The sequence below is a fragment of the Streptomyces noursei ATCC 11455 genome (assembly GCF_001704275.1).
In the GTDB taxonomy this organism is placed as follows: Bacteria; Actinomycetota; Actinomycetes; order Streptomycetales; family Streptomycetaceae; genus Streptomyces; species Streptomyces noursei.
In genome coordinates, this window is the sequence record NZ_CP011533.1 from 9,251,571 (window position 1) to 9,267,064 (window position 15,494).

Annotated in this window: 7 protein-coding genes; 5 read left to right on the forward strand and 2 right to left on the reverse strand. The window is 71.8% G+C overall.

Annotated elements, in window-relative coordinates; translation table 11 throughout:
* Positions 1-75 precede the first annotated feature (75 nt).
* Positions 76-1,884: an ABC transporter ATP-binding protein gene (locus SNOUR_RS39755; protein ID WP_067357059.1), complete on the reverse strand. Its 1,809-nt coding sequence runs from the start codon at positions 1,882-1,884 to the stop codon at positions 76-78.
* Complete coding sequence (locus tag SNOUR_RS39760; protein ID WP_067357060.1) at positions 1,862-3,670, reverse strand: ABC transporter ATP-binding protein; 1,809 nt, start codon at positions 3,668-3,670, stop codon at positions 1,862-1,864. The genes SNOUR_RS39755 and SNOUR_RS39760 overlap by 23 nt, the downstream gene beginning before the upstream one ends.
* Positions 3,671-4,057: 387 nt before the next feature.
* Here SNOUR_RS39760 and SNOUR_RS39765 point away from each other — a divergent pair, with 387 nt between their 5' ends.
* The 5 genes from SNOUR_RS39765 (at position 4,058) to SNOUR_RS39785 (ending at position 15,140) form a co-directional block, all read left to right on the forward strand.
* On the forward strand, positions 4,058-5,089 hold the full coding sequence (locus tag SNOUR_RS39765; RefSeq protein ID WP_067357063.1) for a GDP-mannose 4,6-dehydratase: 1,032 nt from the start codon (positions 4,058-4,060) through the stop codon (positions 5,087-5,089).
* A gap of 397 nt (positions 5,090-5,486) precedes the next feature.
* On the forward strand, positions 5,487-8,384 hold the full coding sequence (locus SNOUR_RS39770; RefSeq protein WP_067357066.1) for a helix-turn-helix transcriptional regulator: 2,898 nt from the start codon (positions 5,487-5,489) through the stop codon (positions 8,382-8,384).
* A 25-nt stretch (positions 8,385-8,409) separates the two neighbouring features.
* Positions 8,410-11,301, forward strand: a complete 2,892-nt coding sequence (locus SNOUR_RS39775) for an AAA family ATPase (RefSeq protein ID WP_312635526.1) — start codon at positions 8,410-8,412, stop codon at positions 11,299-11,301.
* Positions 11,302-11,304: 3 nt separating this feature from the next.
* On the forward strand, positions 11,305-14,097 hold the full coding sequence (locus tag SNOUR_RS39780) for an ATP-binding protein (protein ID WP_067357069.1): 2,793 nt from the start codon (positions 11,305-11,307) through the stop codon (positions 14,095-14,097).
* 326 nt (positions 14,098-14,423) lie between these two features.
* Entirely contained in the window at positions 14,424-15,140 is a 717-nt protein-coding gene (locus tag SNOUR_RS39785) for a LuxR C-terminal-related transcriptional regulator (RefSeq protein ID WP_376738567.1), read from the forward strand.
* Positions 15,141-15,494: the final 354 nt, after the last annotated feature.

Below are 15,494 nucleotides of genomic sequence, written 5' to 3' on the forward strand. Positions count from 1 at the left end.
GGACGACGGCGGGGGCGGGCGGGGTGCGGCTCGCCTCCTTCGACCGGGCCGAAGTCGCCACGGGAGCGGGCGAGTTCAACGCGGCGCCGCGTCCTCCAGCCCGACACCGTGCTCCACGGCCGTGTGCAGTCGGGCGTAGGGCCCTGCGGCGGCCAGCAGCTGGTCGTGGGTGCCCTGCTCGACGATGCGGCCGCTTTCCATGACGAGGATCAGGTCCGCGTCGCGGATGGTGGAGAGGCGGTGCGCGATGACGAAACTGGTGCGGCCCGCGCGCAGCGAGTGCATCGCGCGCTGGATGAGCGCCTCCGTGCGGGTGTCGACGGAGCTGGTCGCCTCGTCCAGGAGCAGGATCGAGGGCCGCGCCAGGAAGGCCCGCGCGATGGTGATGAGCTGTTTCTCGCCCGCGCTGAGATTGGTCGACTCCTCGTCCAGGACGGTGTCGTAACCGTCCGGCAGGGTGCGGACGAAGCGGTCGGCGCAGGTGGCGCGGGCGGCGGCCACGATCTCCTCGCGGGTGGCGTCGGGCCGTCCGTAGGCGATGTTCTCGGCGATGGTGCCGGAGAAGAGCCAGGCGTCCTGGAGCACCAGGCCGATGTGGGAGCGCAGGTCCTCACGGGTCAGGGTGGTGATGTCCGTGCCGTCGAGGAGGATGCGCCCGCTGTCGATTTCGTAGAAGCGCATGAGGAGGTTGCCAAGGGTGGTCTTGCCGGCGCCGGTCGGGCCGACGACCGCCACGGTCCGGCCCGGTTCGACGGTGAGGGAGAGGTCCTCGATGAGCGGGGTGCCGGGGGAGTAGCGGAAGTGGACCTTCTCGAATTCGACGCGTCCACCGACCTTGTCGAGACGCGCGGGGTGGTCGGAGTCGGGTCGCTGCTCGTCCGCGTCCAGGAGCTCCTGGATCCGCTCCGCGGAGGCCAGGGCGGACTGCAGGCGGGCGGCGATGCCGGCGACCTCGACGATCGGCTGGCTGAACTGCCGGGAGTAGAGGATGAACGCCTGGACGTCACCGATGGACAGGGTCCCGGCGACCACGCGCAGCGCGCCGACGACCGCCACCACGACATAGCCGAGGTTGGAGACGAACATCATCGACGGCTCGATGGCGCCGGAGACGAACTGGGCCCGTGCGCCGGCGCGGTAGAGGGCTTCGTTGTGCTCGTCGAAGGCGCGCTCGGCCTGCTCACGCCGCCCGAAGCCCTTGACCAGCGCGTGACCGGTGTAGACCTCCTCGACGTGGGCGTTCAGCGTTCCGGTGGCGGACCACTGGCGGGCGAACCGCGGCTGCGCGCGCTTGCCGATCCGGGCCGTGAGCACGACCGACGCCGGCAGACAGGCCAGCATGATCAGTGCCAGCAGCGGCGAGATGACGAGCATCAGCACCAGCATGCTCAGTACGGAGAACACCGCCGTGATCAGCTGGCTGAGGGTCTGCTGGAGGGTCTGCTGGAGGTTGTCGACGTCATTGGTCACCCGGCTGAGCACCTCACCCGCCGGGTGGCGGTCGAAGTACCGCAGCGGCAGGCGGGCGAGCTTGGCCTCCACGGACCGGCGCAGCGCGAAGACCACACGCTGCACGACGGCCGAGACCAGCCGGCCCTGGAAGAGGGTGAGCAAGGAGGCGGTGACGAAGAGCACGAGCGCGAACAGCAGCACCCGGGCGATCGCGTCGAAGTCGACTCCGCCGGATCCATGGGTATGCCGGATGCCGTCGAAGACGAGGTCGGTGGCCCTGCCGAGGAGTAACGGGCCCGCCGCGTTGAGCGCGACGCCGCCGATCCCGAGGGCGACCGCCGCGGAAATCAGGGCGCGGTGCGGTCGCAGGAGGCCCAGCATGTGGCGGGCGGGGCTGCGCCGCCCGCGGCTAGAACTGTCCGCCGAGACCATGGACGGCCTCCTGAGGGGTCGTGGTGGCTTCGGCGTCCGGGGCAGGGTCGCCGTAGTGGTCGGTGATCGCGGTGAGCTGGGACCTGGCGATCTCCCGATACGCCGTACTGGTACGCAGCAGTCCCTGGTGCGTACCGGTGGCGGCGACCCGGCCGGCGTCCAGGACGACGATGCGCTGCGCGTGCTGGACGGTGCTGACGCGCTGGGCGACGGTGAGCACCGTCGCCCGGGAGATCTCCGGTTCCAGGGCGGCGCGCAGCGCGGCGTCCGTGGCGTAGTCCAGCGCGGAGAAGCAGTCGTCGAAGAGATAGACGGCCGGTCTGCGCAGCAGGGTGCGGGCGATCGCCAGCCGCTGGCGCTGTCCGCCGGACACGTTGGTGCCGCCCTGCGTGATCGGCGCGTTGAGTCCCTCGGGCAGGAGCCGCACGAAGTCCCGGGCCTGCGCGATCTCCAGCGCGTGCCAGAGCTCGGCGTCGGTGGCATCGGGGTCGCCGAACCGCAGATTGCTGGCGACGGTGCCGGAGAAGAGGTACGCCCGCTGCGGGACGAAACCGACGGTGCGGCGCAACGCCTCCGCGTCCAGGCTGCGGACGTCCACGCCGCCGATGTGGACGGAGCCCTCGGTGGCGTCGAAGTGCCGCAGCACGAGGTTGAGCAGGGTGGTCTTGCCGCTGCCGGTGCTGCCGAGGATCGCCACCGTCTCGCCGGGGCCGGCGCTCAGGTCGATCCCGCTCAGCACCGGCTCCTTGGCTCCCGGGTACCGGAACCCGGCACCACGCAGGGCAAGTTGGCCGGTCGCGGGCACGGTGCGCACGGGTCGGGGCGGTGTCGTCACGCTCGGCTCGGTCGTCAGCACCTGCTGGATGCGCTCGGCCGAGACCCTCGCCCGCGGCATCGCCAGGCACACGAAGGTCACCATCACCACCGACATCATGATCAGCGTCAGATAGCTCAGGAACGCGCTCAGCGCACCGAACCGCATCGCCCCGGCGTCGATGCGATGGGCGCCGAACCACACCACCGCCGCCATGAAGGCGTTCAGGACCAGCAGCACGACGGGGACGATGGTGGCCAGCAGCCGGCCGACGCGCAACGAGATGTCACACAATTCGGAATTGGTTCGGCCGAATCTCTCGCCTTCGTGTCCGTCGCGCACAAAAGCCCGCACGACGCGGACTCCCGTGATGCGTTCGCGCAGCAGGCCGTTGACGCGGTCCAGGTATTTCTGCATCCGGTCGTAGAACGGGTCGGTGCGGCCGAGAATGAGACCGAAGGACATTCCCAGGGCCACCATCAGTGCCACCAGGAGCAGTGAGAGCGGAATGTCCTGCTGGAGTGCGAGCACGATGCTGCCCAGACACATCAGGGGCGCCGACACCGCGACGCCGAACGCGGACAGCGCCAGCATCTGCACCTGTTGGACATCGTTGACGGTGCGTGTCATCAGCGACGGGGTGCCGAACTGTCCGACCTCACGGGCGGAGAAGTCCAACACCCGGCGGAAGACCGCCGAGCGCAGGTCGCGGCCCATCGCCATGGCCGTGCGCGCGCTCAGTGACACCGCGCCCACCGACGCCGCGATCTGCACCAGCGCAACGGCCAGCATGCCCAGCCCGGTCCGGACGATGTAGCCGCTGTCGGCCTCGATCACGCCGCGGTCGATGACGGCGGCACCGAGCGTCGGCAGGGCCAGCGTGGCCAGGATCTGCACCAGTTGCAGCAGTCCCAGCAGGGCAACGGCGCGCCGGTGGGGACGCAGTCGGGTTCGCAGGAATCTGAGCAGCACCGGGCGACGCTCCAGGAGACGGGCAGGTCCGGTCGACGGCACGGATGAGGCGCCCACCGGGCCTGGACGGGGCATGTCCGGACAGTGCAGCGCACCGCGCACCGGAAAATCCGTAGTGTCCTGACGGCAGGTGCCGCGGGGCCGTACCGGATCCGGCGGCCGCCCTCTCCCCCATGCCGCGGGCACCCGAGGATCGGCACTCCGGAATTCCGTAGTGTTACTGGATTTTCTTGACACCGTGACCGGCCGCTTGGAAGCGTGCGCTTACCCGGCGTCCCGACCGCGGCGTTTTCTGACGCCATTCGACGCCATTCGAGGTCAAGAGTTCACGCAGCAGACACGGCTCTGCGTTTGGGCGGTCTGTTCTATGCGGAGGAAAGGAATGAGATGTCCAAGCGTGCGCTGATCACCGGAATTACCGGCCAGGACGGCTCCTACCTGGCGGAGCACCTGCTCGCACAGGGCTACCAGGTGTGGGGCCTGATCCGCGGTCAGGCCAATCCCCGGAAGTCGCGGGTCAGCCGGCTGGTCTCCGACCTGAACTTCGTCGACGGCGACCTGATGGACCAGGCCAGCCTGGTCTCCGCCGTCGACAAGGTGCAGCCCGACGAGATCTACAACCTCGGCGCCATCTCCTTCGTGCCGATGTCCTGGCAGCAGGCCGAGCTCGTCACCGAGGTCAACGGCATGGGTGTGCTGCGCATGCTGGAGGCGATCCGCATGGTCAGCGGCCTGAACGGCTCGCGGAGCAGCGACGGCGGCCAGATCCGCTTCTACCAGGCGTCCTCGTCGGAGATGTTCGGCAAGGTCGCCGAGACCCCGCAGTGCGAGACCACCATCTTCCGGCCGCGCAGCCCGTACGGCGTCGCGAAGACCTACGGGCACTTCATCACCCGCAACTACCGTGAGTCCTTCGGTATGTACGCGGTCTCCGGCATGCTGTTCAACCACGAATCACCGCGCCGTGGAGCGGAGTTCGTGACCCGGAAGATCTCCCTCGCGGTGGCCCGCATCAAGCTCGGCTACCAGGACAAGATGTCCCTGGGCAACCTCGACGCCGTACGCGACTGGGGTTTCGCCGGAGACTACGTTCGCGCCATGCACCTGATGCTGCAGCAGGACGAGCCCGGCGACTACGTGATCGGGACCGGCCAGATGCACTCGGTCCGCGACGCCGTCCGCATCGCCTTCGAGCACGTGAACCTGAACTGGGAGGACTACGTCAGCATCGACCCCTCGCTGGTGCGCCCGGCCGAGGTGGAGATCCTCTGCGCGGACGCCGAGCGCGCCCGCACCCAGCTGGGCTGGGAGCCCAGCGTCGACTTCCCCGAGCTGATGCGCATGATGGTCGACTCCGACCTGCGCCAGACGTCCCGCGAGCGGGAGTTCGGGGATCTGCTGCTGGCCGGCAGCTGGTAGTCCGGCCGAAGCGTACGGGATGCCTCGGTGGGCGGGGTGTGCCCCGGGTGTATCCCGTACCGCTTCGGCGCGTCGCGGTCGTTGAGAGGAGGAGGGGCCGGTGCGATGACGCGGACCGTGGCGGAAGGGCTCCGGCCCGGTACTGCCGCCCGGCGCGGGAGCCACTCGGGTCGCGGCCGGCGGCGCACGACGGGGGGCGAAGTAGCCGGGTTCAAGGAGGTCGACTGAACACCCGTCAACGGGCAAGGAGTTGGCGCACCGGGGCGTGTTGCTCCCGCGCCTTTCAGTGGATCATGTACTCTGACGCACACGAGACATCACTCTTTAGGGTGATTTACAGATCGATGTGGTGACGCCCAATCACATCCGCTGTGTCTCCTGAGGTGCGAGGAGTTCTATGGTGCGGAGCCGGAGCTTAGATCCTGATTTAGGCAGCGCCTTGGTCGGCCGAGCCGATGTCGTGAGAGAGCTCAACCGCTCCGCCCGCAACGCCCTTTCCGGCCGTGCATGCTCGGCGGTCGTGACCGGTCCGGCCGGAATCGGCAAGTCCGCTCTGCTGCGTGCCTTCCTCACCGGAGACGCCTGTCGGCACGCGACGGTTCTCCAGGGCAACTGCGAAGAGGGCGCCGAGAGAGATTCCTTCAGCGGGATCCGCACCTTGCTCGGCCCCGCCGCCGCACAAGGTGTCCCCCTCGAAGCGGCCATGTGCCGCGCCGTCCCCGCACTCGCCCCCGGTGCGCTGGCGGGCGAGCCACCGCACGCTCCCGTCGTGCAGCGCGCGTTCCACGACCTGCACCGCCTCGCGGCGCACGCGCTGAGCCGCCGCCCGCTCGTCCTGGCCCTGGACGACGTGCAGCACTGCGACGAACTCTCGCTGCGCTGGCTGGACTTCGTGCTGCGCAGGTCCGACGGCCTGCCGCTGCTCATCGTCCTCACCCAGCAGTCCGAGGCCGCCCTCTGCCGCCGCGCCCCGGCCCGCCACGCCCTGGCGGACCTGTCCGCCCACTGCCGCACCACGACGCTGCGCCTGCGGCCGCTGACCGAGGCGGATGTCGCCGCAGTCGTCAGGGCGTTCTTCCCGGTACCCGCCGCACCCGTCTTCGTCACCCGCGCCCGGGTCGCGACCGGCGGCAACCCCCGCCTCCTGGGCCGGCTGCTGCACGAACTGCGGGCCGAGGGCGCCGGGCCGGGCGTGGGCGGTGCCGACCGGATCGCCGAGACCGGCGGACGCGTCCTGGCGCGCTGGGCACGCGAACTCCTGGACCGCCAGCCACCCTGGGTCGGCGAGGTCGCGCGGGCGGTGGCGGTCCTCGGAGAGCGGGGCGCCGACCACGTCGGCCCCCTGGCCGCCGTCCCCCCCGCCGAAGTAGAGGACGCCCTGGCGGTGCTGCGCGAGGCCGGGCTGGTGCCCGGCGGCAGGCATCTGGCGGACGGTGCGGTGCGAGCGGCGGTGCTGGCGACCCTGGACACCCAGGCGCTGTCGGGCCTGCGTGCGCGGGCGGCGCTGCTCCTGAGCGACGCCGGCCGGCCCGCCGAAGAGGTCGCCGAGCACCTCCTGCGGCTGCCGTCGATCTGCGCACCATGGATGCCCGGTGTCCTGCTGGAAGCCGCCGCCCGCGCCGAGGAGCGCGGCGCCCCGGAGACCGCGGCCCGCTATCTGTACCGGGTACTGGAAGTGGACCCCGACAGCGTGGAGGTCCGCGTCCGATTGGCCAGGGCGCTGACCGAGACCGACCCGCCCGAGGCCGCCGGCCTGCTCCGCGAAGCGCTGGCGCCGAGCATCGACGTACGCACCCGGGCGCGGATCGCCGCGCAGTTCGGCACCACCGGCCTGGCCGCGCGCGAGGGCTGCGTCGCCCTGGGCCTCCTGGAAGACGTCCTGGACACGCTCGACGCCGAACTCGGCCCCGACCCCCTGCCGGCCGACCAGGAACTGCGCACGCTCGTCGAGTCGGTGTTCCTGATCGTCGGCACGCACGGCCGCAACACCTTCGCCGCGACCCAGCAGGGAGCCGCGGCGATGACCCTGCCCGAGGGCGACACCCCCGCCCAGTGCCAGAAGCTGGCGGCCATGGCCGTACTGACCGCACTCGACGGCCAGCCCCCCGAACCGGCCGTGCAGCGCGCGGTGCGCGCCATCTCCAGCCCCCGGCTGCTCCTGGAGAGCTGGACCCTGATCAACTCGGCGTTCGTCCTCGGCCTCGCCGACCGCGCCGAGGAGGCGCTGGACGCACTGGACCGCGTCCTGCGGCACGGCCGGGAGAACTCCGCCGTGTGGACCTACGCCCTGGCCCTGTCCACCCGCGCCATGCTCCAACACGGCCTGGGCGCCCTCCCGGACGCGCTCGCGGACGCCAGGACAGCGGTCCAGATCAGCGGCGCGGAACGCTGGGGCGACACCATGGTCCTGCCGCGCCTGGCCCTGGCGAGCGTACTGGTGGACCGGGGCGAGGCCGCCTCCGCCGAGCGGTTGCTGGCCGGCACCGAGCCCGCCTGGCGCGAGCAGTACGTGTGGACCTACTACCGCTATCTGATGGCCCACGGCCGTGCCCGCCACGCCTTGGGGGACGCGGAGGGCGCACTGGCGCTGTTCCGCGAGTGCGGCAGGGCACTGGAGGAAGCCGAGGTGCGCCATGCGGCATACGTGCCCTGGTGGGCGGAGGCCGCCTGCGTACTCGCGGAACTGGGCCGCCCCGAGGAGGCCCGGGAGCCCGCCGCGCACGGCACGCGGCTCGCACAGCAGTGGGGCACCCCCCGGGTCCTGGGCATGGCCGCCCTGGCCCGCGGCGTGGCCACCCCCGGCGAGGACGGTGTGGAACTGTTGGGCGAGGCGGTGCGCGAACTCTCCGCTTCACCGGCCCGCGTCGAACACGCCCGCGCCGAACTCGTTCTGGGCAGGGCGCTGTTGACCGAGGGCGATCGACGCGCCGCCCGCGAGCACCTGCGCGCCGCGGCCGGCCTCGCCCAGCGCTGCGGCGCGCTCGCGCTGGGCCAGGACGCCCGCGCGGCCCTGGTGGCCGCGGGCGGCCGCATGCGGAAGATGACCACCTCGCCCCTCGACCTGCTCACCAGCATGGAACGCAAGGTCGCCAGTCTCGCCGCCGGTGGTGCCGGGAACCGCTCGATCGCCCAGTCGCTGTACGTCAGCGTACGCACCGTCGAGATGCATCTGACCAGCGTGTACCGCAAGTTGGACGTTGCCGAGCGGGCCCAGCTCGACGCGGTCCTCCGCTCCTCGGGCGTCCGTGAAGCACGGGCCCCACGATCGGCACCGCGGCCGGGTGGGCAGGATTGAGGGCGAGCGGACCGGGAGGGTGTCTGTGGCGGGGCTGAACGGCGAACAGTACGGGGGGTTCGTCTGGGCGGGGAGTCGGCGCACCGACCTTCCCCTGCTCGAACGCGAGGCGGAACAAGGGCAGTTGAAGGACGTGGTGGCTTCCCTCGGCGAAGGTCGCCCGGCCGTCGTCTCGGTGACCGGCCGCCCCGGCTTCGGTCACAACGCCCTGCTGCGCTGGACCGCCCGGCTCGCCGAGGAGCGCTCGGTACGCGTCCTGTGCGCCAGTGGATCCCTGACCGAACGCGACCTGCGACACGGAGCCGTGATCCAACTCCTCTCCCAATTGGGGGAGGAGGCCGAACGCCCGCTGAGGGTGCTGCGCGAGCACCACGAGCCGGACGGCCTGCCGGGCCTCCTCGAACTCCTGCACACCGTTCGCCGGACACCCACGCTCGTCACCGTCGAGGACGCGCAGTGGCTGGACCCGGCCTCCCTGCACTGGCTGCAGGCCCTGGTGCGTCGTCTGTCCACGGGACTCCCGCTCGCACTGCTCATCGGCCGCACCGGTGTGGACCCGCACGGCCCCGACTGGCTGGCCGACACCGCCCCCTCCGCACGGCTGACCCGCCACCTCACCGTCCACGGACTGAGCCCCCGCGCGGTCGCCACCCTCGCCGAAATGATCTTCGGCGTCGCCTGCGACGAGACGTTCGCCGCCGCGGCCGTCCAGGCGGCCTACGGCAACCCCGCCGTACTGCACGCGGCACTGCACTGCCTCGCCGACGCCGGCCACCGCCCCACCGCCGACCTCGTCCCCCAGCTGCGCACCGTGATCACCGGCATCATCGGCGACCGCGCAGGGCGCGCCCTGCGGGGGCTGACCGACGAGTCCACCGCCGTCCTGCGCGCGTTGGCCGTCGGCGGCGACCTGTTGGACTTCACCCTGATCTGCAACCTGGCCGGGCTGCGCAGCGTAGGCGAGACCCGGCTGCGCTCGGCGCTGGAAACGGCCGGCTTCACCGTCCCCGACGGCGCCTACGAACGTATCCGGCTGCCCGTCGTCAGGGCCCGCATCCTGGAGGACACGCCCGCCGCCGAACGCGGCCGCCTGTATGCCGGCGCCGCCCGCCTCGCCTACCGGGCCGGCGCCGCCGACGAGGACATCGCCGGCCTCCTCCTCCACGCACCCCCCATCGGCGAGTCCTGGGCGGTCCACGCGCTGCAGGGCGGCTTCGACGCCGCCGTGCGCCGCAGCGACGACATCACCCGCTCCCTTCCCCATGCACCCTCCGGGGGCGAGCCCTGGGGCGTGCACGCACTGCGGGGCAGCTTCGGCACCGCCGTGCGCCGCAGCGAGTTCGCCCGGGCCGCCGCCTTCCTGAACCGCGCCCTCGACGAGCCCCAGCACCCCGTGCGGCGCGCACGGATCAGCCTCGACCTGGCCAGCGCCGAGGCCGCGTCCGCCCCCGTGGCGAGCGACCGTCGGCTCGCCGCCGTCGTCAACAGCCCGGGCGAGGGAGAGCTCTGGTCCCACGTGCGGTTACAGGCACTGGACATGGGCCTGGCCCGCGGGGACGACTCCTGGGGCCGCCGCGTCGCCACCCAGGCCCTGGCCACCGCCCACGGCAGCGAACGCGACGACCTGATCGCGCTGTACTGGTACGCCGCCCAGTCCCGGCCCGAGGCCACCGACATCTCCACCAGCGGCGTCCCCGCCCTGCCCGAACAGCCTCTCGCCCCCGCCCAGGCGGGCATCCGCGCCGCCCAGCTCACCGCACGCGGCCAACACCGCGAACAGGCCGGGCAACTGGCGCGCCGCGCACTGGAAGCGGGCCCCGCCGTACCCGTCATGCCCCGCCTGGAAGCCGCCAGAGCACTGTGGCTCACCGACGCCGCCGCCGAAGCCGAGGAGCACCTCGACGCCATCGTCGCCGAACTGGGCCGCCGCCACCGCCGTCCCGCGCTCGCCCGCGCGCTGGCCCTGAGCGCCGGACTGCACCTGCGCGGCGGCCGCCTGGACGCCGCCGAACATGCCGCGGACGCCGCCGAACGGGTACTGCCCGCCGCTGCCTGGCACCCCCTCGCCGCCCCGTACCTCCTGGCCATCCGCAGCATCATCGCCGTGGAGACCCACCAACACGACGTGGCCCGTGCCCTGACCGGCGCCCCCATACCGCCCGGCGCCGAATCCAGCGTCCACTGGCCCCTGCTCCTGCACGCCCGGGCCCGAGTGGCCGCCGACGAAGGGCGCTGGGCCGAGGCCGTCGAACTGTTCAAGGAGGGCGGACGCTGGCTGCTGCGCAGACAGTGGGTCAACCCCGCCGTGCTGCCCTGGCGTTCACTGGCCGCCAGAGTCCTGATCACGCTCGGCGACCGGGAACAGGCCCGGCGCCTGATCGACGAGGAACTCACCCTCGCCCGCCGCTGGGGCGCCCCCAGCGCGGTGGGCCTGGCCCATCTCTGCGCCGGATCCCTCGACGCCCCCGGACCGGCCGCCGGTGCCGGCGGATCCACCGGCATCGCGCGCTGGCCCAACCAACTGGCCTACGCCTGGGGCCTGGCCGACCTCGCCACCGAGGAGGCCACCAAGGGCGACCACACCATCGCGGCCCGGTTGCTGACCGAACTGTCCGGCCACCGCGTCACCCGCACCTCCAGCCGCCTGGCCGAACGCGCACGGTGGCTGGCCACCCGGCTGGAACAAACCGCCACCCCCAACGAGTTCACCTCCTCCAAGGAGTGGGCCGCCCTCACACCCGCCGAGCGGCAGACCGCCGAACTGGCCGCCCGCGGCCTGGGCAACCGCGAGATCGCCGAGCAGCTCTCGGTGAGCCGACGCACCGTCGAACTACGGCTGAGCAGTACGTACAAAAAACTGGGCATCGCCTCACGCGAGGAACTTCGCGCACGGAGCAGGCCCACGGAAAGGACATGACCGATGCTGTACGAGCGGGAATCCGAACTGGCGCGCATCGACGCCGCGGTACGTCAGGCGCAGGCGGGCAGACCCTCCGTACTCCTCCTGACCGGGCCCCTGGGCATCGGCCGGTCCACACTCCTCCAGGAGGCCGGTGCCTCGCCGCCGGGCAATTTACGGGTGTTACGGGCCAACGCCGCCCCCATGGAGCAGGACTTCGCCTTCGGCATCGTCCATCAGCTCCTCGGCCCCCTCCTGGCCGACGCCCCCTCCGCCCCCGGCGCCCCCTCCGCCCCCGGAGACCACGAAACGGGCGGCGCCGCCCGGGCGGTCCCGGCCGGCGGCCTCCCCACCCTCGGCGACCACGACGCCCCCGTCTCCGAGGCCGTTCTGCACGGCCTGCGGTCGCTGCTGGCCGACGTCTGCGCAACCACCCCCGTACTCATCCTCATCGACGACCTGCAGTGGGTGGACCTGCCCTCCCTGCGCTGGCTCGCCTACCTGGTCCGCCGCGTACACGGGATGAGCCTCGCCCTCGTGTGCACCCTGCGGGACGGCGACCCGCGCGCCCGGCACCCGCTCGTCGGCGACCTCGCCGACGCGGGGGAGGTCCTGCGCCCCGCCCCGCTCTCGCTCGACGGCACCCGAGCCCTGATCCGGCACCACCTGGGCGAACCCGCCGAGGACGGCTACGCCCGGGCATGCCACGACAGCTGCGCCGGCAACCCGCTCTTCCTCCGGTCCGTCCTGCGCGAGGAGGCCCTCGACGGCCACCGGCCCACCGCCGACCGGGCCGACCGGGTCCGCACCTCGCGTCCCGCCCCGCTCCGCGATCGGCTGGCCGGTTGCCTCCACACCCAGCCCGGCCCCGTACGCGACGTGGCCGCGGCCATCGCCGCGTTCGGCGATCACGGCGAGCCCGACCTCATCCAACGCCACGCGCGACTGGACACCATCAGCTACCAGCGCGCCCTGCGGGCCCTGGGCCTCCTCGGCCTGCTCGCCCCCCACGACACCCCGCGCTTCCTCCACCGCGTCGTGGGCGACGCCGTCGAATCCACCCTCACCATCGCCGAATGCGAACGCTCCCGGGACGCGGCGGCCGAAATCCTCCACCAGGCCGGCCGCCCGGCCGAACATGTCGCAGAGCTGCTGATGACCGTCACCGCCACCCACCGCCCATGGGCCAGCGGGGTCCTGCGGACGGCCGCGGAAGCCGCACTGCGCTGCGGCGCGCCGGATGCCGCCGCCCGCTATCTGCGGCGCGCGCTGCTGGAGAGCAGCGTGGGCGACAGCGAACGCGCACGCCTGCTGATCGACCTGGCCAAAGCCGAACGCGGCATCGACCCCGTCGCCTGCGAACGCCACATCACCCAGGCCGTCCGCCTCCTGTCGTCGGCCACCGACCGGGCCGTCGCCACCTTGCTGATCCCGCCCAGCTTCCTCGGCGAGGTGACCTCCTCCATGGTGGACCTGCTGCGCGAAGTCTCCGAGGACTTCGAGCCCACGGCGCCGCACCATGGAAGTCCCCGCGAGATCGCCCTGCGCCTGGAGGCGCGTCTGTGGCACGCCGGGCACGAGAACCCGGCGGAACTGACCGGTGCGGTGGGGCGCCTGCGCTCACTCGGCACCACACCCCCCTTGGAGAGCAGCGGCGCCCGCGAACTGGCGGCCGTACTGATCAACGCGGGGGTCCTCTCAAGCGCCCTGCCGGCACCGGACATCGCAGCCCTGGCCGAACAGATCCTGGAGCGCGAGCCGGTGACCTCGGCGCGTGCCCGGACCGCACTGCCGCTGGTCGTGTTGGCCCTGTACGCCGCCGACGCGGTGGAAGGCGTCAACGTGTCCTGCGAGTCGCACACCGACCCGCCGCACGCGGGGGTGCACGCCGAGAACGCCCTGCTCCAGCTCGCCCGCGGACACCTGACCCAGGCCCACGAACAGGCCGACCGGGCCGCCGCACTGGCCGACGCGGACTGGCGCGAGCCGACCGCGGTCATCCGGGCCGCGGTGGCCATGGAATCCGGCAACGTCCAGCTGATCGAACGCCTCCTCAAGGACTCCGGGAAGCGCTGGCCGGCAAACCTCGCCACGACGGTCATGCGGCAACTGCTCGGGGCCTCGCTCGACTCCCGTCGTGGCCACGATGCCGATGCCCTCAAATCCCTCCTGGCCTGCGGCCGGCAGCTGGAAGCGGCCGGATGGCGCAACTCCGTCCTCTTCCCCTGGCGGCCCCGCGCCATCGTCCTCCACCACCGCCTGGGCGAGGCCCGGCCGGCCATGGCGCTGGCCGACGAGGAACTGGCCTGGGCGCGACGGTGGGCGGCGCCCGCCGCTCTCGGCCGCGCACTGCGCCTGAACGCCCTCCTGCCCGGGGGAGGGGGCGTCCCCGCCCTGCGCGAGTCCGCCGAGGTCCTGCGCACGTCCTCCAACACGCTCGAACTGTCCCGTACCTTGCTCCAGTTGGGTCGCACGTTGGAAGGCGGCAAGGAAGCGCAGACGGTTCTGCGCGAAACCGTTGACCTCACCACCGCCTGCGGCGCACCCTGGTTGACCGAACGCGCCCGTGCGGCCCTGGGAGCCGCCGCTCCCAGTCAGGAGGCTCCGCTCACCCGTGGTGAGCGCCAGGTCGTCTCGTTGGTGCGGCGCGGCCTGACCAATCAGGAGATCGCCGAGGAACTGGGCGTGAGCACCCGTGCGGTGGAGAAGCGTCTGACGTCGTGCTACCGCAAGTTGGGCGTCGCGGGGCGACGTGAGCTGCTGGAGCGGGCGGAGCGGGCGCAGGGCGATTGCGTCGCGCTGGGCGCGCCGTGACGAAAGCCGCTCACGGCCGGGGGATACCGCCGGTAATCGGTTCGGGTGTTCGGGGGGCCGAAAGATCGCGGCAGGACCGTACCGTGTGGAGTGTCCGACCGCAGGATTAGGGGTGGGGGGCGGGTGAGCGTTGACGCTCGTCCGGATCGATCCTTAGTGTCGATTGTGCAGGGGAGTTCGGAATTCCTGCCCGGCGGATGCCGGGCCATCGGATCCCCTGGCCTACTCGATTCTCTGGATTTCCCCTTCTCGTTCGATCTCTCCTTATTCCTGGTGTGCAAGCGGGGGTTGGAAAGGATGTCGGTCCCTTGAGGATTTCTGCTCTGGTGGACTCTCTGCAGCTGTCGACAGACCGCAGTGCGGCCGGTGCGGCCGGTACCGCGGTCCGGGGGGAGGAGCGGCCGAGCGTGTGCATATCCGTACTGGACCCAGCGCTGACGATCCGTCAGGCCAATCAAGACTTCTTCCACCAATTCGCGACCCCCGCCGAGGATTCCGCGGACGTACTGGCCCCACTGCCCTCCGATTCCTCGTCGACGGCCCCCGACGTCTTCGGGCGCAATTTCCGCGAGCTGGTTCACCCCAGCGTGCGGCAGCCGCTCATGCGGCAGTTCGAGCGGCTGCTGGAGGGGCGCCGGGACCGGTTCGCCACGCAGGTGGTGGCGCTGCGGCCGACCGGCGACGTGTTCAACGGCAGCCTCACGGCCGCCGCCGTGCGCGGCTACGGCCCCGACCCGACCGCGGTTCTCGTGGTGATGCGGTCGGGCCAGAGTGCTGAGGACGATGCGGTGGTGGCACCGCGAAGGAAACTTCTCAGCGAAATCGACGCGCGAATTCTGGAGGGAATCGCGGCGGGCCTGTCCACGATTCCGCTGGCGTCCCGGCTGTATCTCAGCCAGCACGGTGTGGAGTATCACGTCACCGGACTGCTGCGGAAACTGAAGGCCCCGAACCGCGCCGCCCTGGTCTCCCGCGCCTATGCGATGGGCGTGTTGACGGTGGGGACCTGGCCGCCCCGTGTCGTGGACGACTTCATCAAGTAGTACCCCGCTCCGCATTCTGAGGGTTCGCCGTGCGGACGCGGGCCGAGGTCCGGCTTCGGGACCTGGCCCGTGCGGAAGGCGAGCCGAGTAGGTACCAGGCGCCGGGAGTGCCGCCGAGGATCCGCGGCACCCCGGCCCGTCCGTGTGCGGCCGGGCCCGGGCCCCGCCGACTCTACGGAATTCCATGGCCACCCCCGTAGAGACTGGGTGCGTGGCGTGCGGGAAGTCGAGCTGCCTTGTGCAGGGCACGCAGAAAACTCAGTCGCAGTGGAACAGCCGTCCCCCAGTGCCGGATGCCCACATCGAAATCCTCTGCTGCCCGACGGTCTTGAGATGGGTTGGAACGTGGCGAAC